This window comes from Actinosynnema sp. NPDC002837, from assembly GCF_040295345.1.
Classification (GTDB): Bacteria; Actinomycetota; Actinomycetes; order Mycobacteriales; family Pseudonocardiaceae; genus Actinosynnema.
Genome location: NZ_JBEOVG010000001.1, coordinates 15675 through 34855 on the forward strand (window position 1 = coordinate 15675; position 19181 = coordinate 34855).

Genomic DNA, 19181 nt, shown 5'->3' on the forward strand with positions numbered 1-19181 from the left:
CAGGCAACTTTCCAACGAACACTCTTGCGCGAGCGTGCAGTGTGGAATAGACCACAGGGCGTGAAGGTGATCGGGCTCATCTCGGGCACGTCGATGGACGCCATCGACGTGGCCGTCGCCGACCTGTCCCTGGCCGGCCGCACGGTCGTGCTGACCCCGGTCGAGCACGCCGAGCACCCGTTCCCGGAGGACCTGCGCAGGCCGCCGACCAGCGCCGCCGAGCTGTGCGCGCTCGACACCCGGCTCGGCCAGGCGTTCGCCGAGGTCGCCGCCCGGTACGAGGGCGACCTGGTGTCGTCGCTGGGCCAGACCGTGCACCACTGGGTCGAGGACGGCCGCTGCCTCGGCACGCTCCAGCTCGGCCAGCCCGCGTGGATAGCCGAAGCCACCGGCCTGCCGGTCGTCTCCGACCTGCGGGTCCGCGACGTCGCCGCGGGCGGTCACGGCGCGCCGCTGGCGAGCACCCTGGACGCGCTGTGGCTGGCCGACTTCGACGGGCCGGCGACCGCGTTGAACATCGGCGGCATCGCCAACGTCACCAAGGTTTCGCCCGAAGGTGTGATCGCCTACGACACCGGACCGGGCAACGCGCTGATGGACGCCGCGATGACCGTCCTGTCCGGCGGCCTGCGGAACCAGGACACCGACGGCGAGTTCGCCGGTCGCGGCCGGGTGCGCGCCGAGCTGCTCGACCGCCTGCTGGCCGACCCGTACTACGGCCTCCCCGCGCCCAAGTCGACCGGCAAGGAGCACTTCAACCGCGCCTACCTGGACCGCGTCACCGAGGGCCTGACCATGCCCGCCGAGGACCTGCTGGCCACGCTGACCGAGCTCACCGCGCGCACGATCGCCGCCGAGTGCGAGGGCACCGTCATCGGCTCCGGCGGCGGGATGCGCAACCCCGTGCTGGTCGAGTCGTTGGGACGGCTCGTGGACCTGCGCACGAGCGACGAGCTGGGGCTGCCCGCCGCGGGCAAGGAGGCCTACCTCGCCGCCCTGCTCGGCTTCCTGACCTGGCACGGTCTGCCCGCGAACGTGCCGTCCGCCACCGGCGCCGCCGGCCCGCGCCCGCTGGGGTCGATCACCCCCGGCCGCTACCCGCTGCGCCTGCCCGAGCCCGTGATCACCGCCGTGACGGGATTGACGATCGGCCGCCGTGAGAGGCAGTCGGATGGGAGAGGCCATGCGCGCACTTGATGTCGGCATCATCGTGCTGTTCCTGGTGGGCATGCCGCTGCTGGGCGTGTGGATCGCCGGGCGCCAGCGCTCCGCCACCGACTACTTCGTCAGCGAGCGCCGCATCTCGTGGTGGGTCGTGTGCGTGTCGGTGGTGTCGGCGGAGACGTCCACGCTGACCGTGCTGAGCGTGCCGACGGTCGCCTACCTGGGGACGATGACGTTCCTGTCGCTGGCCATCGGCTACCTGATCGGCCGGATCGTGGTGTCGTTCGTGCTGCTGCCGAAGTACATCGCGGGCGAGCTGATCACCGCGTACGGCTTCCTCGGCAAGCGGTTCGGGCGCAACATCCAGAGCACGGCCTCGCTGACGTTCCTCGTCACCCGGCTGCTGGCGGACGGCCTGCGGCTGTTCGCCACCGCCATCCCGATCAAGGTCGTGCTCGTCGCGTACGGCGTGGACGTGTCGTACTGGGTGATCGTGGCGGCGCTCGGCGTCGCGATGGTCGTCTACAGCTTCCTCGGCGGCGTGCGGGCCGTGGTGTGGGTCGACGCGATCCAGATGCTCTGGTACGTCGTCGGCGCGTTCGCGGTGATCCTGGTGCTGAACGGCAAGCTGCCCGACGGGTGGTTCGCCAGTGCCGCCGACGCGGGCAAGTTCCAGGTCCTCGACTTCAACGCCAGCGCGTTCACCTCGCCCTACGCGATCGTCGTCGCGTTCATCGGCGGCGCGGTGCTGTCCATGGCCTCGCACGGCGCGGACCAGCTCATCGTGCAGCGGCTGATGGCCACGAAGGACGTGCGCTCGGCGCAGAAGGCGTTGATCGCCAGCGGTGTCGTGGTGTTCCTCCAGTTCGCGCTGTTCCTGTTCATCGGCGTGATGCTGTGGGCGTTCTACAAGGCGGCCAACCCGGTCAAGGACCTCGGGCTCAACAACAACGACGAGCTGTTCGCCAACTTCATCGTCAACGACATGCCGTCGGGCCTGTCCGGGTTCGTGATCGCGGGCATCCTGGCGGCGGCGCTGTCGTCGTCGTTGGGCGCGCTGGCCTCCTCGACCGTGACGGACATCGTGCAGCGCGTGGTGCGGCGGCCGATGAGCGAGGCGGAGGTGTTCAAGCAGGGTCGGATCTGGACGGTGGTCTGGGCCGGGCTGCTGATCGTGTGCGCCGGGCTGTTCGCCACGCTCACCCGCCGCGGCAACCCGATCGTGGAGCAGGGCCTGTCGATCGCCGGGTTCACCTACGGCGCGCTGCTCGGCGCGTTCCTGCTCGGGCTGGTGTTCCGCAAGGCCAAGGAGCTCGACGCGATCGTCGCGTTCGTCGTCACGGTGGTCGTGATGGCCTTCGTGATCCTGGGCGTGAAGTTCGTCGGGCCGGAGGCGACCCTGGCGATCGACTTCTCGCCGGCGGCGCCCGCGCAGAAGATCGTGTCGCTGGCCTACCCCTGGTACACGGTGCTCGGGGTGCTGGTGACGTTGGTCGTGGGCGGCTTGATGTCGTTGCGGCACAAGGGTTACCAGCCGCCGGACGTGCAGGGCGACGTGGTGTCGGCCAAGGCGTCCTAGTCCGCCCTGGTCGGCGCTCAGGCGGCGTTGGCGCGGTAGGCGACGAGTTCGAGGTGGAGGCGGAAGCCGAGCCGGTCGAAGAGCCGTTGGGAGGAGCGGTTGCCGGCCAGTATCGCGGCGGCGGCCTGCGGTCGTGCCCCGGACTTCTCCGCCAGCTTCCAGACCAGCTCGGTGACCAGCGCCGCGCCGACGCCCTGCCCGCGCACGTCCGGTTCCACGGCCACGAAGTCCAGGTAGAACTCGCTCGGCTCGGCCTTGCCCGAGGCGTAGCCGAGCACGCGGTCGCCGTCCATGGCCACCACCACGGTGTGCCGTCGGGCGGCGTCCACGAGTTTGCGCCCGGACAGGTAGGTCTTGGGGAAGCACCGCTCGTGCAGCACGGCCACCGCCTCGTGCACGGCGCGGTCGGTCGGCAGGACCCGCATCTCGCGGGCCGGGCCGGTGCGCGGGCAGCTCGCCTCGCGCAGCAGCAGGCCGCGCAGGCCGTCGCCGTCGAGGACGTGGATGCCGCACGCCCGCGCGGCGGCGAAGCGGTGCCGCTCGGCGAACGCGGCCAGCCGCCGGTGCCCGGTGTGGCCGAGCAGCTCGCGGTCGGTGACGCCGTCGAGCAGCGGTAGGGCCGCCGAATAGAGCGCGTCGGCGGTCTGGTCCCAGATCCGGCTGCCCGCCGGGTGGTTGACCGGCACGTCGACGAACGGTCCGTGCAGGTAGGCGCGGCCGGACTCGGCGTCGACCTCGACGCTGAGCGCGCCGACGACCCAGCCCGAGTCGTCGGTGGCGACCACGGTGCACGCGGCCCAGTCCGGCTCGAACTCGGCCAGCTCCGCGGAGATGTCGCCGAGCGTCTCGCCGAGGTAGCCGATGTGGTGCGCGTCGTCGGCCTGCAACCGCAGGACCAGCGCGAGGACGGCGTCCAGGTCGTCCTGGGCGGCGGGACGGATGTCGTACATGTCTGGAATGGTCACCCGCGAGGTCGGCTCGACGCGAGGGAGTTTTCGGTGGTGGACGGGCGGGACGTGATGGAGGTCGCCGAGCGGTGCGCGGCGTTCCTCGACGGCGTGGCGGATCGGGACTGGGCGGTGGCCGTGCCGGGCATGGACTGGACGGTCGCGCAGACCGTCGCCCACGCCTGCGACTGCCTGCTCTGGTACGCCGCGGACCTCGCCGCCGGACCCGTCGAGCTGAGCACGGCCGAGGTGGGAGTGCGACCCGACTCCTCGCCCGCCGACCTGGTGCGCACGCTGCGGTCGTTCGCGGCGGTGCTGGCGGCGGTGGTCGACGCGACACCGGCGGACGCCCTGGGCTGGCACCCGTGGGGCCTGGCGGACGCGGCGGGGTTCGCCGGCATGGGGTGCGACGAGATGCTGGTGCACACCCACGACGCGGCCCGCGGCCTCGGGTGCGAGTTCGCGATCCCGCCCGACCTCGCGCGCAAGGTGCTGGTCCGGATGTTCCCCGAGGCGCCGACCGGCGGCGACCCGGCGCGGACGCTGCTGTGGGCGAACGGCCGCGTGCCGCTCGACGACCTGCCGAAGCGCACCGGATGGCGCTGGCACTGCGCTCCCCTCGGCTCCTAGCGTTGAGGTCATGACGGACGACGTCCTCGACATCCCCTTCGCCGACGCCTTCGCCTTCGACCCCTCGCCGACGTGGGCGCGGCTGCGGGACGAGTCGCCGGTGGTCCGGGTCCGCACGCTCGCGGGCGCCGAGGTGTGGCTGGTCACCCGCTACGACGACGTGAAGCTGGTGCTGGCCGACCCGAGGTTCTCCCGGGCGGGCGTCGTGGCGGCGGGCGCGCCCAGGGTCGGCGTGTCCCGGCCGCTGCCCGGCACCCTGCCGACCACCGACCCGCCCGAGCACACCCGGCTGCGCAAGCTCGTGTCCGGCGCGTTCTCGCACCGGACGATCTCGCGGACCCGGCCGTGGGTGCGCGAGCTGTGCGAACGGCTCGCCGACGACGTGGTGGACGGCGCCGACCTGCGGCAGGTGTACGCGCTGCCGTTGCCGATCCAGGTCATCTGCACGCTGCTCGGCGTGCCCTACGAGGACCGCGAGCGGTTCCGGGAGTGGATCGAGCTGGCGTACAGCCTGGAGATGGCCGAGCGGCCGCGGGTAGAGGCGGCGATGGAGAGCCTGTTGGCGTACATGGGCGACCTGGTCGCGGCGAAACGGCGGGAGCCGAGGTCGGACGACCTGCTCGACGAGCTGTGCGCGACGTCGCTGACGCACGACGAGCTGGTCGCGTTCGCGTTGAACCTGCTGGTCGCGGGGCACGAGACGTCGGCCAACCAGATCACCAGCTTCGTCGCCACCCTGCTGCGCGACCGGTCGCAGTGGGAACGGCTGCTCGGCGATCCGGCGCTGGTGCCGAGCGCGGTCGAGGAGCTGATGAGGTTCACCCGGCTCAGCGAGGTCGGGCAGCTGCGGGTGGCGCTGGAGGACGTGGAGGTCGCGGGCGTGCTCGTGCGGGCGGGCGAGGGCGTGATGGCGTCCATCGGCTCGGCCAACCGCGACCCGCGCGCGTTCGCCGAGCCGGACGCGCTGGATCTCGCGCGCACGCCCAACCAGCACCTGGCGCTCGGGATCGGCCCGCACTTCTGCCTCGGCGCGCAGTTGGCGCGGATCGAGCTCCAGGAGGCGCTGCTGGTGCTGCTGCGGCGGTTCCCGGGGCTGCGGGCGGCCCGACCGGTCGAGGAGCTGGCCTGGCGGAGGGTCCTGGTCAGCGGCCTGGCCGAGTTGCCGGTCAGCCTCGGATGACCGACATCTATTGCCGCGCGTTTCGCGTTGGGGAACCCTGGGAGCGTGAGCGAGGAAACGATCCAACTCGAACTCAACGACAGCGGGGTGGCGGTAGACCTACCGATGCCTGCCAACCAGCGGGACACCGTGCAGGAGGTCCCCTATCGGCCGGTCGAGTTCCGCGACGACGACCTGCCGAGCGCGTTGGAGCGCGCGGCCTCCTGGCTGCGGCAGACACAGGACTGGCTCGGTGAAGCGGTCGACGTGATCGCGGTCCACCTGGACTACGACGACACCAAGGGTTCGCCGTACTACGCCCTCAAGCTGCTGTGCAATGAGGAGGACCTGGCCGGCGTTCCACGGGTGGTGCGCGAACACGATCGCACTACTGACGAGTAACGTACGCTGGGGTTCATGCCAGATCGCGTGTACCCGCCGGTGATCGCCGCGGCCAAACTGATGTTCCGCGTGCTCGACATGCGGATCACCGTGGAGGGCGCGGAGCACGTGCCGACCACCGGCGGGGCCGTGCTGGCCTCGAACCACGTCTCCTACCTCGATTTCATCTTCGCCGGCTACGGCGCGCTGCCCGCGCGCAGGTTGGTCCGGTTCATGGCCAAGCACGAGGTGTTCAAGCACCGCGTGTCCGGCCCGCTCATGCGCGGGATGCACCACATCCCGGTGGACCGGGCCGCCGGCCAGGCGTCCTACCAGCAGGCGCTGGACGCGCTGCGGTCCGGTGAGGTCGTGGGGATCTTCCCCGAGGCCACGATCAGCCGGTCGTTCACGGTCAAGGACGTGAAGAGCGGCGCGGTGCGGCTGGCGGCCGAGGCCGGTGTGCCGTTGCTGCCGACGGCGGTGTGGGGCACGCAACGCCTGTGGACGAAGGGCAGGCCGAAGTCGCTGACCCAGCGGCACGTGCCGATCACGATCATCGTCGGCGAGCCGGTGGAGCCGACCACGGACGCCGCGCTGCGCGAGCGGATGCAGGACCTGCTGGACGACGCCCAGGCCCGTTACCCGGAGTCGGGCGAGGGCCAGTGGTGGCAACCGGCCCACCTCGGCGGCGCCGCGCCGACCCCGGAAGAGGCCAAGCGCCTCGACGACCGCTGAGGCCGGGCCTTCCACCGACGCCGTCAGCCGCCGTTCGGAGGTCGGCGACGCCCGGCCCTCCCCGCCGCGCCAGAGCCCGCTCGCGCCACACCTCGCGGTGCTCGGGCAACCAGGCCATCACGCGACCGGCTCCGGGCGCCCGTCCTCGACGCGCGCCCGGAGCCGGTCCTCGAAGTCGCCCGCCTACGCCGGGTTCACCGGCAGGGTGAACGTGGCCCGCACCCGGTGCCCCCTGACGTCACCGGCTTCCACGGTGAACCTGTACTCGCCGGCGGCGGTGGGGGTGCCGCGCAGCACGCCCGTCTCCGGCATCATGAGCAGGCCCGGTGGGAGGGCGCCCTCGACGACGCTCGGGCCCACGGTCGCGCTTTGGCCGGTCCTGAGGTTCAGGGACGAGACGTAGGCGGCGCCGACCACGGCCGGTTTCAGCGGACCGGACACCATGCGCGGTCCGGGCCAGAACCCGTAGTTGTTGTAGGAGTCGGTCCACGGGCCCCGCGACACCGGGAGCGTGGCGGGCGCGACGGGGAACCAGCCGTCGACGTCGAAGTCCGCCGCTGCCCGCACCCCGAACACGCTGTACCACCACGGGTCGCCGATGACCGACGTGGTCGAGTCGGCGTACATGCCGCCGACGAACGACGGACCGGCGACGGAGCCGAACGCCATGGATCCGCGCGGCGCGAAGAGCACCTCCACGCTGCCGTCCACAGCGATGGTGGCCGTGGTCCGCGTACCCCGCACGTCGCCGTCGTGGAGCCACTGGACGTCACTGCCGCGCACGTGGTGCGCACCGACCCGGACGTGCCCGCTGACGTCGACCGTCTCCGGGACGCCGCCCGACAACCGCACGTCCAGCACGTTGCGCGCGCTGGGGGTGAAGCCCCAGATCGTGCCGAGCGGGATGTCGGGGCCCACCTCGAACCGGCACGCCGTCGTGGGCGCGGCGTGCCCGGCCACGACCGCGGTGAGCGAGCCGTCGAGGTCGAACTCGAAGGCCGTCCGCACGCTCCGGACGCCGTCGGCGCCCCATTCGGCGTGGACGAGGGCCCGGGCGTGGACCGACAGGTCGGCGTCGGCCTCCCCCGTACCTTCCTGGCACTGCGCGACGAGGTCGCGCGCGGTGACCCGGACCCGGCCTCCGGGACCGGCGACGATCGCCGGGCCGGCGAGCACCTTCGCCGGTGACGGCAGGGCGTCGGGCATCAGGGACCGGGTGTCGACGCTGCCCGCCACCCGCCCGGACGGGAAGGCCTCGGTGATCATCACCGGCTGGGTGTGGACCGTGGTGACGCCGTCGCCGGCGGTCGCCCCGGTGACCCGGCCGAGCAGGCCGCGGCCGGTGGTCGCCGAGCCGGGCGCGACGAACACGACGGTGCCCGCGGCGGGCGGCGCACCGGTCAGCGTGACGTCCGCGCCGGACACGGCGGTCACGCGCGAGGGCGCGATGATCTCGGTCCCGTCCGGCTTGTCGACCGCGGCGCTGACGCCGACCGACAACCACCCGACGACGTCGACGACGAGGTGGACGTCGCTCTTCCAGGAGTGCAGGTGCACCCGGCCCGAGGGGCCGAGCTCGACGACCACCAGGTTCGACGCGGTCTGCCCCGGCTCGACGTTCACGTTGCTGATCCGCGGGAAGGGGTTCTCCACCGGAGCCGCGGTCACGTAGGTGCTGCGGTTCGCCTCGGTCGCGGTCACGTTGAGCACGACCGCGCCCACGCCCACCGCGGGCACACCGCCCTGACCGGCGACCTCGACGTCCACGCCCCCGACCTCCCGGACGGGGTGATCGGTGCGGCTGTCGAAGAGGCGGGTCGGCGCGACACCGCCGTAGTCCGCGCCGATCGCGAACCAGCCGACGACGTCGACCAAGAGGTGGATCGAACCCGCGTTGTTGTAGAGGCTGATGCTGCCGTCCGCACCGACCTCGACGACCGCCAGGTTCGGCACGGTCTGCCCGGCGACCACGTTGAGGGTGCTGGTCGACGGCCTCGGGGTGCCCTTCGCGTGGGTGATGACGTGCGTGCCCTCGGTGGCTTCCGTCCCGGTCAGGTTGACCACCACCGCGCCGACGCCCGCGGCGGGCACACCGCCCACGCCGGTCACGTCCAGGTCGACGCTGCCGCGCGGACCCACCTTGCCCGCCGGGGCGCCGAGGCCCGAGCGGGTGTCGAGCAGGCGCGCGGGCCGGGTGGCGGTGAAGTCGGGGACGTGGGCGAACCAGCCGACCACGTCGACGATCAGGTGCACCGACCCGTCGTTGTTGTAGAGGCTGATCGAGCCGTCCGCGCCGAGCTTGACGACCACCGCGTTGGGCGCGGTCTGGCCGGCGACCAGGTTCAGGTTGCTGGCCGTCGGCCTGGTGTCACCGGCCGGGTAGGCGATCACGTGGGTGGTGGCGGTCGGCTCGGTGCCGGTCAGGTTGATCGCGACCGCGGCCACGCCCGTGGCGGGCACCCCGCCGCGCCCCGCCGTCCGCACGTCGACCCGACCCTGCCGGCCGACCGGGCCCGCCGGCGCGCCGAGGCCGCTACGGGTGTCGAGGATTCGCGTCGGCGTGACCGGCGTGTAGGCCCGGTCCTCGAACGCGTAAGGCGTCGTGGCTCCCGCTCGTGCCGCCGCGGGGAGCAGCACCCCGGTCACCAGAACCGCGGACAGGACCGCTCCCACCCATGACCACCAACGCATCGAACCCCCTCGTGACCGCGCGCCCACGGGCCGCCGCACGGCGGCCGGGCACTCCCCTTGATCACGAAGTCGACCGCCGGGGAACGCCCGTTACGGGTCCGGTCCTAGGCGGGCGAGGTCGATCCGGGCTCGATGACGGGCGCGTCCTCGGCGACCGGCGCGTCCTCGGCGGCGGCTTCCCCAGCGGCGTCGACGGCGTCACCGGGCACGACCTCGACGTCCGCAGCGGCGTCGGCGGCGATGGCCGCGGCGGCCTTCGGTGCGGCCTTGGCGCGCTTCGGCTTGTCCTCGCCCCGCAGGCGCTGGGAGATCACCTGGCTGATGCCGTCACCGCGCATCGAGACGCCGTACAGCGCGTCGGCGATCTCCATCGTCGGCTTCTGGTGCGTGATGATCAGCAGCTGCGAGTGCTCGCGCAGCTGCTCGAACAGGCTGATCAGCCGGTGCAGGTTGGTGTCGTCCAACGCCGCCTCGACCTCGTCCATCACGTAGAACGGCGACGGCCGCGCCCGGAAGATGGCGACCAGCATAGCCACCGCCGCCAGCGACTTCTCGCCACCCGACAACAGCGACAGCCGCTTGACCTTCTTGCCCGGCGGCCTGGCCTCCAGCTCGATGCCGGTGGTCAGCATGTCGTCCGGCTCGGTCAGCACCAGCCGTCCCTCGCCACCGGGGAACAGCACCTTGAACACGACCTCGAACTCGCGCGCGACGTCCTCGTAGGCCGACGTGAAGACCTCCAGGATCTTGTCGTCGACCTCCTTCACCACGGTCAGCAGGTCGCGCCGCGTCGCCTTGATGTCCTCCAGCTGGTTGGACAGGAACTTGTAGCGCTCCTCCAGCGCCGCGAACTCCTCCAGCGCCAGCGGGTTGACCTTGCCCAGCAGCGACAGGTCCCGCTCGGCGCGCTTGGCCCGCCGCGCCTGCGTGTCCCGGTCGTACGGCATCGGCTGCGGCGCGGTGACCATTTCGCCGCGCTCCTTGGCCGCCTCGTACTCGGCCACCTCCTGCTGCGACGGCGGGATGAACACGTCCGGGCCGTACTCGGCGACCAGGTCCTCCAGGCCGATGCCGAACTCCTCGGCGACCTTGGTCTCCAGCTGCTCGATGCGCATCCGCTGCTCGGCCCGCAGCACCTCGTCGCGGTGCACGGCGTCGGTCAGCTTCTCCAGCTCCACCGACATCTCGCGGACGAGGTTGCGCACCTGCGCCAGGTACGTCTCGCGCCGCGCCTTGCGCTCCTGCGCCGCGTCACGTTCCCGCGCCGCCCGGCCCAACGACGCGGCGATCCGCTCCAGCGCGACCTCGCCGCCCCGCACCACGGCCTTCGCCACGACCGCGCCCCTGGCCCGGGCGGCGTGGGCGCGCTGGGCGCGTTCCCGCGCCTCGCGCTCGGCACGCGCCGCCCGGCGCAGCCCCTCCGCCTTGCCCTGCAACGCTCGGGCGCGCTCCTCGGCGGTCCGCAACGCCAGCCGGGCGTCCACCTCGCCCTGGCGCGCGGCGGCCAGCTCGGCCGCCATCTCGTCGCGGTGGGACGTGTCCGGCTCGTCGTCCAGCGGCTGCTCCTCCGCCACCAGCAGGCGTTCTTCCAGCTCGCCGAGCTTGAGCAGGTTCTCCTCGCGGGCCGCCTCGACCTTCGCCCGCTGCGCCCGCACGCGCTCCACCTCGGCCTCGGCCGAGCGCACCGCCGCGGCCAGCCGGTTCAGCCGCTCCGACGACCGGGCGCGCCGCACCTTGGCCTCGTTGAGCTGCTCCTTCACCGCGGCGACCTCGGCACGCCGTGCCTGCTGCTCGGCCCGTGCGCCCTCAAGAGCGGCCGTGGACTGCTCCAGCGCGCGCTCGGCCAGCGCCAGCTTCTCCGAAGCCTCGTCCACCGCGGCCTGGACCTCGATGACGCTCTGACTGCGCCCGGACCCGCCGACCGCCCAGTCCGCGCCGAGCACGTCGCCGTCACGGGTCACCGCGCGCACCGACGGGTGCGCTTCCACCAACCCGCGCGCGGTGGCCAGCGAGTCCACCACCACGACCCGGTCCAACGCGCGGTGCAACGCGGGCCGCAGCGGCTCCGGCGCCTGCACCACGTCCACGGCCCACCGCGCGTCCGACGGCAACGACGGCCACCCGGACCGGTCGACGCTCACCGGCGCGCCGCCCACCAGCACCCCGGCCCGACCGGTGTCCTGCTCCTTCAACAGCTCCAGCGCCGCCACCGCGTCCGCGCCGGACGCCACCGCGACCGCGTCCGCGATCGGGCCCAGCGCCGCCGCCAGCGCGACCTCCGCGCCCGGCTCCACGGTCAGCAGCGCCGCGACCGAGCCCAGCAACCCGGGCAGCCGCGACGCCAGCAACGCGCCCGCGCCGTCCTTGCGGGTCAGGCCCAGCGACAGCGCGTCCACCCGTGCCTTCCACGACGCGATGTCCCGCTCGGCCGTCCGCTCGGCCTTGACCAGCTCCTCGACCCGGCGGCGCGCGGCGTCGTCGGACTCCACCGCCAGCCGGTGCCGCTCGTCGAGCCCGACGTCGTCCTCGTCCTCGGTCCCGGTCACCTCACGGGCCTCGGCCAGCTCCTGCTGCACGACCTCCGACCGCTCGACCGCCTCGGCCAGCGCGACCGACATCCGCTCGATCTCCTCGGCGGTCGCGCTCGTCTTCGACCGCAGCGCCTCCACCTGACCGGACAGCCGGGCCAGGCCCTCGCGCCGGTCGGCGATCGCCCGCACCGCGGCCAGGTGCGCCTTCTCCGCCGCGGACACCATGCGCTCCAGCTCGGCCCGCGTCTCCACGGCCTCCGCCAGCCCCACCCGGGCCTCGGTCACGCCGTCCTGGAGCTCCTGCTCCAGCTCCGCGGTCTGCTCGGCCTCGGCGTCCAGCTCGTCCGGGTCACGCCCGCCGCGCGGCGCGTCCACCGCCGCCGACAGGTGCCGCTCCCGCTCGACGGCCAGCCGCACCGTGCCGCGCAGCCGTTCCTCCAACGCCGACAGCCGGTACCAGGTGTCCTGGGCCTGCTGGAGCTTCGGCGCGTCGGCCGCGACCTGGTCCTCCAGCTCGTTCTGCTGCACCTGGGCCTGCTGCAGCGACTTCTCCACCTCGGCCCGGCGGGCGCGGGCGGCGGCCTCGTCCTGCTCCTCGCGCGCCAACGCCTCGCGCTGCGTCACCAGGTCGTCGGCCAGCAGGCGCATCCGCGCGTCCCGCAGCTCCGACTGCACGACCTGCGCGCGCCGCGCGATCTCGGCCTGCTTGCCCAACGGCTTGAGCTGGCGGCGCAGCTCGGCGGTGAGGTCGGTCAGGCGGGTCAGGTTCGCCTGCATCGCCTCCAGCTTCCGCAGCGCCTTCTCCTTGCGCTTGCGGTGCTTCAGGACGCCCGCGGCCTCCTCGACGAACGCGCGCCGCTCCTCGGGCTTGGACTCCAGGATCGCGGCGAGCTGGCCCTGGCCGACGATCACGTGCATCTCGCGGCCGATGCCGGAGTCGCTGAGCAGTTCCTGGATGTCCATCAGCCGGCAGGAGTTGCCGTTGATCTCGTACTCGGTGGCGCCCTCGCGGAACATCCGGCGGGTGATCGACACCTCGACGTAGTCGATCGGCAGCGCGCCGTCGGAGTTGTCGATGGTCAGCGTCACCTCGGCGCGGCCCAGCGGCGCGCGGCCGGACGTGCCGGCGAAGATGACGTCCTCCATCTTGCCGCCGCGCAGGTCCTTCGCGCCCTGCGTGCCCATCACCCAGCGCAGCGCGTCGAGCACGTTCGACTTGCCCGAGCCGTTCGGTCCGACGACGCAGGTGATCCCCGGCTCGAAGCGCAGCGTGGTAGCCGAGGCGAAGGACTTGAACCCCTTCAGCGTCAGGCTCTTGAGGTGCACGCGGGGCAGAGTACCCGTGCGGGCCGCGAACCAGTCGGCGGCACGCTGACCTGCGCGATCACGGCCGGACCGAGACCAGGACCAACATGTCGACCACGAGGTCGAGCCGTTCGATCTCCCCGACCGGGAACGACGTGGCGCCGGGGATCCGCTCGTCCGGGGCGTGGTCGGTGCCCCACCAGCCGCCGATCTCGGTCCGCCCGGCCCGGTCGTGGACGATCAGCTTGCACCTCGTGCCCTTGGGCATGTTCTCGATGCTCATCCACAGCTCGGTCCCCCACGACTTGCCGACGAGGTCCGCGGTGGCCACCACGCCGGACGCGGCGTCGGCGGCGTGCCACGTCACGGCGTCGTCCCCGGTCAGCCGCGGCACCAGGAGCACGCCCAGCGCCACGAGCACGACGAGCGCGGCGGTGCCGACCAGCACCGGCCACCGTCTCCGCCGTCCCGCCGCGGGCACGTGCGCCGGTTCGGGCGCGGGCGGCAGCGGTCGCAGGTCGGGATCGGGCGCGGGGTCGTCGAACGGCAGCTCCAGGTCCGACAGCTGCACCTGGCCGAGCAACCCGGGCAGCGGGGCCAACCGGACCATCTCCCGCCGGCAGGCGGCGCAACCGCGCACGTGCCGCTCGAACGACGACCGCTCCGCCGGGTCGAGCGAGCCGAGCAGGTAGGCGCCGAGCGCCACGGTCTCCGCGCAGCTCACGACTCCGTCACCCCCCGCTCCTCCAACGCGTCCCGCAGCGCCCGCAGGGCGTAGAAGCAGCGCGACTTGACCGTGCCGGGCGGGATGCCCAGCACCGCGGCCGCCTCCGCCACCGAACGCCGCCGGTAGTACAGCTCGATCACCACGTTGCGGTGGTCGGCGCTGAGCGCGCGCAGCACCTCCGCGACCTGCCAGCTCTGCAGGACGTGCTCCACCTCGTCCGCGACCGGCGGCAGGTCGCCCGGTTCGATCTGCACCTCGCTGTTGCGGCCGCCGCGCTTGCGGAAGCCGGAGATGACCAGGTTCCTGGCCACGGTGTACAGCCACGGGCCCGCGTCGGCGGGTGTCAGCTCGTCGACGTGCCGCCACGCCCGCAGCAACGTCTCCTGGACGACGTCCTCCGCCTGCTGGTGGTCACCGCCGACCAGACGCAGGACGTAGCCGTGCAGCGGGCCGCGCCAACGGCCGTACAGCTGCCTGACGACATCTTCGCCACGGTCCACATCGATGTACTACGCCATCGGGCCCCTCGGCGTTCAACGCTCCACGAAACCCGTGAAGCCGCCGCGGGCCTCCGACCAGCGCTCCACGATCGAGTCCACCCGACCGGGGGTATCACCCGAACGCAACGCAGTCAGCAGCTCCCGGCACGCGGCCTCCGAACCTTCGGCGTTCACCTCGACCCGGCCGTCACGCAGGTTGGACGCCGAACCGACAAGTCCCAGCTCAAGCGCCCTGGCGCGAGTCCACCACCGGAAACCGACACCCTGCACGTGACCCCGCACCCAGGCGGTCAGGCGCACGGTCTGCTCTACTCCAGCCACAAGAGCCATCCTGTCATTTCACCCGTTAGTGGTACGGTGCGCGACCGTGACAGCACGGCGCGGTAACCGGTCCGTGATCGGCGGACTCGTCGGCCTGCTCCTCGGCGCGGCCGGTGCGACCGGCGTCGCCGTCGCCAACCCGGAACAGCTCGCCCCGTTCGTCGGGGAAAGCGCAGCACAGCGCGGCGGTTCCGACAACATCGGCGTCGGCGGGGTCGGGGGTGTGGGCGGGCCCGCGCAGAGCCGTGAGCCGGAGGTCCGGCCGACCACCACCGAGGCGCCGCCGTCCACGGTGACCACCACCGAGACGACCACCACGACCACGACCACCACCACGACGACGGAGCCGACGACCACGACGTCCGAGCCGTCGCCCGCGCCCACGACGACGACCCCGCCCGCCGACACGACGCAGGCGCAGCAGGTCGTCGCCCTGGTGAACGAGGCGCGCGACCTCGCCGGCTGCAAGCCGCTGGCGGTGGACGACCGGGTGGTCAAGGCCGCGCAGGGCCACAGCGCCGACATGGCCCAGCGCGACTACTTCTCGCACACGACCCCCGAGGGCGTCGACTTCGCCCAGCGCATGCGCGCCGCGGGCTACCCGAGCCCCGGCGGGGAGAACATCGCCATGGGCCAGCGGTCCGCCGAGCAGGTCATGAAGGCCTGGATGAACTCCGACGGGCACCGCCGCAACATCCTGAACTGCGGGTTCACCACCATCGGCGTGGGCCTGGACACCCGCGGCTGGTACTGGACCCAGAACTTCGGCTGGTAGAGACGACGTCCGACAGACCATGGGAGAACCGTTGTACGAGACCCCGGAGCCCGAGCGCACCCGCCCGCGCGTGTCGCCCCACGTGCTGCTGGCCGCGTCCGGTGTCGCCGTGTCGACGATCTTCGCCACCATCGCGTCCCTGGCGGGCGCGACCCCGGACGCGTCGCCCGCCAACCAGCTGCCGCGCGAGGACGTCGTGTCCCGCAGCACCCTCAGCACGGCGCCGCGCACGTCGTCGTCCTCCTCGGTCAGCATGACCACCACCGCGGAGTCGACCACCACGACGACCGACGCGACCACGACGACGACCACGTCGCGCCGCACCCGCGTGACCACGGTGACCCGGCCGGACGGCACCACCACGACCACGGTGGTGGACGACCCCCAGCCCCAGCCGACGACCACCACGACGCCGCCGGTGGTCACGACGACCACCACCACGACGCCGCCCGTGATCACGACGACGACCACCACCACGACTGCACCGACGACCACCACGACGACCAACAGCGCCAGCTAGTAACGAGATCATCCGCGGTCGGTGACGGTCCGCCACACCATCGTGTGGTGGACCGCCCGAACGTTGAGGTAGGCGGCCTGAGCGGCCGATAACCCGAACACTGACCATCCGTCCGGATCCCCCACAGGGAGATGGTGTGTTCGAGGAAGACCAGACCGCGCCGCCGAAGAAGAAGATCACCGCGGTCGTGCTGCTCGCCGCGGGCGGCGCCGTCGTCGCCACCGTGATCGCCACCCTCGCGTCGGTGCTGACCGGCGGCGGGTCGACGGCCTCGCCACCGCCGGTGCCCGAGGTCGAGGTGCTGACGACCGAGGACGCGCCGGACGCCGCCGCGCCGGACGCGAGGACGGCCACGCTGGTGGTCACCGTGTCCAAGCGCGCGGGCGAGCAGCCGCCGCGCAAGGAGCCGGGCTCCACACCGGAGAACGGGACACCACCGGCGGCGGACCCGGCGCCGGGGACCAGCGCGGCGACGTCGTCCGAACCCCGGCTCACCGCCCAGCCGCCGAGCAACCCGCCGGCGTCCTACCGCCCGCCCTCGCCGTCGTCCTCCGCGTCGACCAGCGCCACCACGCCGACGACCAAGGACGACGAGGACGAAACCGGCGAGCCGTAGCTACCAGACGTCGCCGTCACGCCAGTCGCACGCGAGGTCGCCCGTCAGGTCGAGCGGCACGACCGGCAGGACGAAGACCCCGTCGTCCTCTTCCTCGGTGCGCTCGACCCCGGTCGGCGTCATCGCGAACGTCCTGCCCCGCCAGCGCTGCCACCCCCGCGCCGCGTAGAACTCCTGGCCCTCCTCCGACGCGCTGAGGGCGCCGAGGGGGTACGCGCCGCGCACGACGTCCTCCAGCGCGGCCATCACCACCCCGCCCACGCCCTGACGACGTCGGTCCGCACGCACCGCGACGCCTTCCACGTACCCGGCCCGCAGCGCGCGGGTCGGGTGCGGGACACCCGCGACCCGGCGTACGTGCAGCAACCGACGCTGCACGACGGCGCCGTGGCCGATCAGCTCGTCGCCGTCCCAGACGAAGGCGTGCACGCCGCCCAGGCTGTGCTCCCAGTCCTCGTCGCCGAAATCGCCGTCGAACGCCTCGTCGAGCAGCTCGCGGGCCGCGACGAGCGCCGGCGCGGGCACTTGCCAGGTGTGGATCAGGGAAACCGGTGACACGCTTCACACCCTAAGCCGTCACACCCGACGCTCCCGTTTCGCTCCTCTGACAGGCGAAAGGAGCCGAACATGGCAGAGCACATCGTGGTGGTCGGTGCGGGTTACGCGGGTCTGGCCGCGGCCAAGCTGGCGGCGAAGTGGACCGACTCGCGGGTCACGCTCGTCAACGCGCGGGACCGGTTCGTCGAACGGGTCCGGCTGCACCAGTTCGCGACCGGGCAGCGGCTGCGCGACGTCCCGCTCGCCGACGTCCTCAAGGGCACCGGGGTCGAGCTGGTGGTCGACCGGGTCACCGACATCGACCCCGACGCGCGCAAGGTCCGGCTCACCGACGGCGCGCTGGCCTACGACCGGCTGATCTACGCGCTGGGCAGCCACGCCGACCTGGCCGGCGTCCCGGGCGCGGCCGAGCACGCGCACGCCCTCTCCACCCGGGAGGACGCGCAGGAGCTGGCCGTGGCGCTGAAGACCGCGCGCACGGTCGCCGTCACGGGCGGCGGGCTGACCGGCATCGAGGCCGCCTCCGAGCTGGCCGAGTCGCGCCCCGACCTGGACGTGGTGCTGGTCACCGCCGGCGGCTTCGGCGATGCCCTGTCGGACAAGGGCAGGCGGCACGTGCGCGAGGTGTTCGACCGGCTCGGCGTCCGGGTCCGCGACCACGCGCACGTCACCGAGGTCCGCGCCGACGGCCTGGTGCTCGGCGCCGACGAGCTCGTCGCCGCCGACACCGTCGTCTGGACGGCCGGTTTCGCCGTGCCGGACCTGGCCGCACGGGCCGGGTTCGCGGTGGACGACCGCGGTCGGATGCTGGTCGACCAGACGTTGACGTCGATCTCGCACCCGGACGTCCAGGGCATCGGCGACGCCGCCGCGATGAAGCGGCACGACGGCCTCGAACTGCGCATGGCGTGCGCGACCGGCCTGCCGACGTCGCAGCAGGCCGTGCGGGCGCTGGCGAAGCGGCTCGACGGCGGGCAGCCGGCCGATCGGCTCGACTTCCGGTACCGCATCCGGTGCATCAGCCTCGGTCGAAGGGACGCCCTGATCCAGTTCGTGGACGCCGACGACCGCCCCAAGGAACGCGTGCTCACCGGCCGTGCGGCGGCCATCACCAAGGAGCTGGTGGTGCGCACCGCCCTGGCGTTCCAGCGCCACCCCACGATGCCGGCGGGTTGAGCGGTCACGGGGCCGCGGCCCATACCGCGTCGGCCGACGCGCGCAGATCGTCGGCCGACGCGGCGCAGAATCAGCCCTCGGCTACGACGGACGACCGGGCCTGCAGGTCTCCGTGGCGGCGGGGCAGCCCTCTCCGGACGTGCGCTAGACCTCGAACCGGTAGCCCATGCCGGGCTCGGTCACCAGGTGCCGCGGACGCGCCGGCTCGGGCTCCAGCTTGCGCCGCAACTGGGCCAGGTACACGCGCAGGTAGTGGGTCTCCTTCGCGTACGCCGGGCCCCACACCTCCTGCAGCAGCTGCTTCTGCGCCACCAGCCGGCCGCGGTTGCGGGCCAGGATCTCCAGCAGGCCCCACTCCGTCGGCGTCAGGTGCACCTCGACGCCGGCTCGGCGCACCTTCTTCGCCGCCAGGTCGACCGTGAACGACGCCGTCTCCACGACCGCGTCCTCGCCCTCCGCCACCGCCGAGCGCCGCACCGCCGCCCGCAGCCTGGCCAGCAGCTCGTCCATCCCGAACGGCTTGGTCACGTAGTCGTCGGCGCCCGCGTCCAGCGCCTGCACCTTGTCGGCGGAGTCGACCCGCGCGGACAGCACGATGATCGGCACGGTCGTCCAGCCGCGCAGACCCGCGATCACCTCGCTGCCGTCCACGTCCGGCAGCCCGAGGTCGAGCACCACCACGTCCGGCTTGCCCTCGGCCGCCGCCTTGAGCGCCGTCGTGCCGTCGTGCGCGGTCAGGACCGAGTAGCCGCGGGCCGACAGGTTGATCCGCAACGCCCGCACGATCTGCGGCTCGTCATCGACGACCAGCACCTTTGTCACGCTGAGACACTACGCCCGGACCTCGCGCGCCCACCGTGCCCGAC

18 protein-coding genes are annotated in these 19181 nt (G+C 72.8%); 10 read left to right on the plus strand and 8 right to left on the minus strand.

What is annotated here, in order from left to right; genetic code table 11:
- Positions 1-60 precede the first annotated feature (60 nt).
- Both ABTZ99_RS00080 and ABTZ99_RS00085 read left to right on the plus strand, forming a co-directional pair.
- On the plus strand, positions 61-1197 hold the full coding sequence (locus ABTZ99_RS00080; protein WP_498774695.1) for an anhydro-N-acetylmuramic acid kinase: 1137 nt from the start codon (positions 61-63) through the stop codon (positions 1195-1197).
- On the plus strand, positions 1184-2743 hold the full coding sequence (locus ABTZ99_RS00085; protein WP_498774697.1) for a sodium:solute symporter: 1560 nt from the start codon (positions 1184-1186) through the stop codon (positions 2741-2743). The genes ABTZ99_RS00080 and ABTZ99_RS00085 overlap by 14 nt, the downstream gene beginning before the upstream one ends.
- Before the next feature lie 17 nt (positions 2744-2760).
- Here ABTZ99_RS00085 and ABTZ99_RS00090 read toward each other — a convergent pair whose 3' ends face one another.
- Positions 2761-3693 carry a GNAT family N-acetyltransferase gene (locus ABTZ99_RS00090; protein WP_498774699.1) on the minus strand — a complete coding sequence of 311 codons (933 nt, stop codon included), beginning with the start codon at positions 3691-3693 and terminating at the stop codon, positions 2761-2763.
- 48 nt (positions 3694-3741) lie between these two features.
- Here ABTZ99_RS00090 and ABTZ99_RS00095 point away from each other — a divergent pair, with 48 nt between their 5' ends.
- From ABTZ99_RS00095 to ABTZ99_RS00110, 4 genes are read left to right on the plus strand one after another with little or no spacing between them, the layout of a single operon-like run.
- A complete protein-coding gene (locus ABTZ99_RS00095; RefSeq protein WP_498774701.1) occupies positions 3742-4320 on the plus strand; it encodes a maleylpyruvate isomerase family mycothiol-dependent enzyme in 579 nt (192 codons plus the stop codon).
- A 10-nt stretch (positions 4321-4330) separates the two neighbouring features.
- Entirely contained in the window at positions 4331-5500 is a 1170-nt protein-coding gene (locus ABTZ99_RS00100; protein WP_498774703.1) for a cytochrome P450, read from the plus strand.
- A 45-nt stretch (positions 5501-5545) separates the two neighbouring features.
- A complete protein-coding gene (locus tag ABTZ99_RS00105; RefSeq protein WP_053720469.1) occupies positions 5546-5881 on the plus strand; it encodes a hypothetical protein in 336 nt (111 codons plus the stop codon).
- 15 nt (positions 5882-5896) lie between these two features.
- Positions 5897-6595: a lysophospholipid acyltransferase family protein gene (locus ABTZ99_RS00110; RefSeq protein ID WP_498774705.1), complete on the plus strand. Its 699-nt coding sequence runs from the start codon at positions 5897-5899 to the stop codon at positions 6593-6595.
- A 183-nt stretch (positions 6596-6778) separates the two neighbouring features.
- Here the strand turns inward: ABTZ99_RS00110 and ABTZ99_RS00115 are convergent, their stop codons facing one another.
- The 5 genes from ABTZ99_RS00115 to ABTZ99_RS00135 all read right to left on the minus strand — a co-directional run bounded on the left by ABTZ99_RS00115 (position 6779) and on the right by ABTZ99_RS00135 (position 14679).
- The gene (locus ABTZ99_RS00115) at positions 6779-9268 is read right to left on the minus strand and encodes an Ig domain-containing protein (protein WP_499606922.1); all 2490 of its coding nucleotides are present in this window, start codon (positions 9266-9268) and stop codon (positions 6779-6781) included.
- Positions 9269-9390: 122 nt separating this feature from the next.
- The gene (smc, locus tag ABTZ99_RS00120; protein ID WP_498774709.1) at positions 9391-13143 is read right to left on the minus strand and encodes a chromosome segregation protein SMC; all 3753 of its coding nucleotides are present in this window, start codon (positions 13141-13143) and stop codon (positions 9391-9393) included.
- Between the two features lie 58 nt (positions 13144-13201).
- A complete protein-coding gene (locus tag ABTZ99_RS00125) occupies positions 13202-13846 on the minus strand; it encodes an anti-sigma factor family protein (protein ID WP_499606926.1) in 645 nt (214 codons plus the stop codon).
- Positions 13843-14349 carry a sigma-70 family RNA polymerase sigma factor gene (locus tag ABTZ99_RS00130; RefSeq protein WP_498774713.1) on the minus strand — a complete coding sequence of 169 codons (507 nt, stop codon included), beginning with the start codon at positions 14347-14349 and terminating at the stop codon, positions 13843-13845. Before ABTZ99_RS00130 ends, ABTZ99_RS00125 begins: the two co-directional genes overlap by 4 nt.
- 33 nt (positions 14350-14382) lie before the next feature.
- Complete coding sequence (locus ABTZ99_RS00135; protein WP_498774715.1) at positions 14383-14679, minus strand: acylphosphatase; 297 nt, start codon at positions 14677-14679, stop codon at positions 14383-14385.
- Positions 14680-14716: 37 nt separating this feature from the next.
- Here ABTZ99_RS00135 and ABTZ99_RS00140 point away from each other — a divergent pair, with 37 nt between their 5' ends.
- The 3 genes from ABTZ99_RS00140 (at position 14717) to ABTZ99_RS00150 (ending at position 16581) form a co-directional block, all read left to right on the plus strand.
- Positions 14717-15445, plus strand: a complete 729-nt coding sequence (locus ABTZ99_RS00140; protein ID WP_498774717.1) for a CAP domain-containing protein — start codon at positions 14717-14719, stop codon at positions 15443-15445.
- Between the two features lie 19 nt (positions 15446-15464).
- On the plus strand, positions 15465-15965 hold the full coding sequence (locus ABTZ99_RS00145; RefSeq protein ID WP_499606931.1) for a hypothetical protein: 501 nt from the start codon (positions 15465-15467) through the stop codon (positions 15963-15965).
- Positions 15966-16101: 136 nt separating this feature from the next.
- Positions 16102-16581 (plus strand): hypothetical protein, encoded by a 480-nt coding sequence (locus ABTZ99_RS00150; protein WP_499606934.1) that lies wholly within the window; start codon positions 16102-16104, stop codon positions 16579-16581.
- Here ABTZ99_RS00150 and ABTZ99_RS00155 read toward each other — a convergent pair whose 3' ends face one another.
- Positions 16582-17139 carry a GNAT family N-acetyltransferase gene (locus ABTZ99_RS00155; RefSeq protein WP_498774722.1) on the minus strand — a complete coding sequence of 186 codons (558 nt, stop codon included), beginning with the start codon at positions 17137-17139 and terminating at the stop codon, positions 16582-16584.
- 69 nt (positions 17140-17208) lie between these two features.
- Between ABTZ99_RS00155 and ABTZ99_RS00160 the strand changes: the two genes are divergently transcribed.
- Entirely contained in the window at positions 17209-18315 is a 1107-nt protein-coding gene (locus ABTZ99_RS00160; RefSeq protein WP_499606937.1) for an NAD(P)/FAD-dependent oxidoreductase, read from the plus strand.
- Positions 18316-18459: 144 nt separating this feature from the next.
- Here the strand turns inward: ABTZ99_RS00160 and ABTZ99_RS00165 are convergent, their stop codons facing one another.
- A complete protein-coding gene (locus tag ABTZ99_RS00165; RefSeq protein ID WP_499606940.1) occupies positions 18460-19137 on the minus strand; it encodes a response regulator in 678 nt (225 codons plus the stop codon).
- Positions 19138-19181 lie beyond the last annotated feature (44 nt).

Excerpts from the sequence above, each read along its gene's own strand:
- ABTZ99_RS00085 (WP_498774697.1), top strand. The coding sequence starts at position 1,184 with ATGCGCGCACTTGATGTCGGCATCATCGTGCTGTTCCTGGTGGGCATG.
- ABTZ99_RS00090 (WP_498774699.1), bottom strand. The coding sequence starts at position 3,693 with ATGTACGACATCCGTCCCGCCGCCCAGGACGACCTGGACGCCGTCCTC.
- ABTZ99_RS00100 (WP_498774703.1), top strand. The coding sequence starts at position 4,331 with ATGACGGACGACGTCCTCGACATCCCCTTCGCCGACGCCTTCGCCTTC.
- ABTZ99_RS00110 (WP_498774705.1), top strand. The coding sequence starts at position 5,897 with ATGCCAGATCGCGTGTACCCGCCGGTGATCGCCGCGGCCAAACTGATG.
- ABTZ99_RS00135 (WP_498774715.1), bottom strand. The coding sequence starts at position 14,679 with ATGGCTCTTGTGGCTGGAGTAGAGCAGACCGTGCGCCTGACCGCCTGG.
- ABTZ99_RS00145 (WP_499606931.1), top strand. The coding sequence starts at position 15,465 with ATGGGAGAACCGTTGTACGAGACCCCGGAGCCCGAGCGCACCCGCCCG.
- ABTZ99_RS00160 (WP_499606937.1), top strand. The coding sequence starts at position 17,209 with ATGGCAGAGCACATCGTGGTGGTCGGTGCGGGTTACGCGGGTCTGGCC.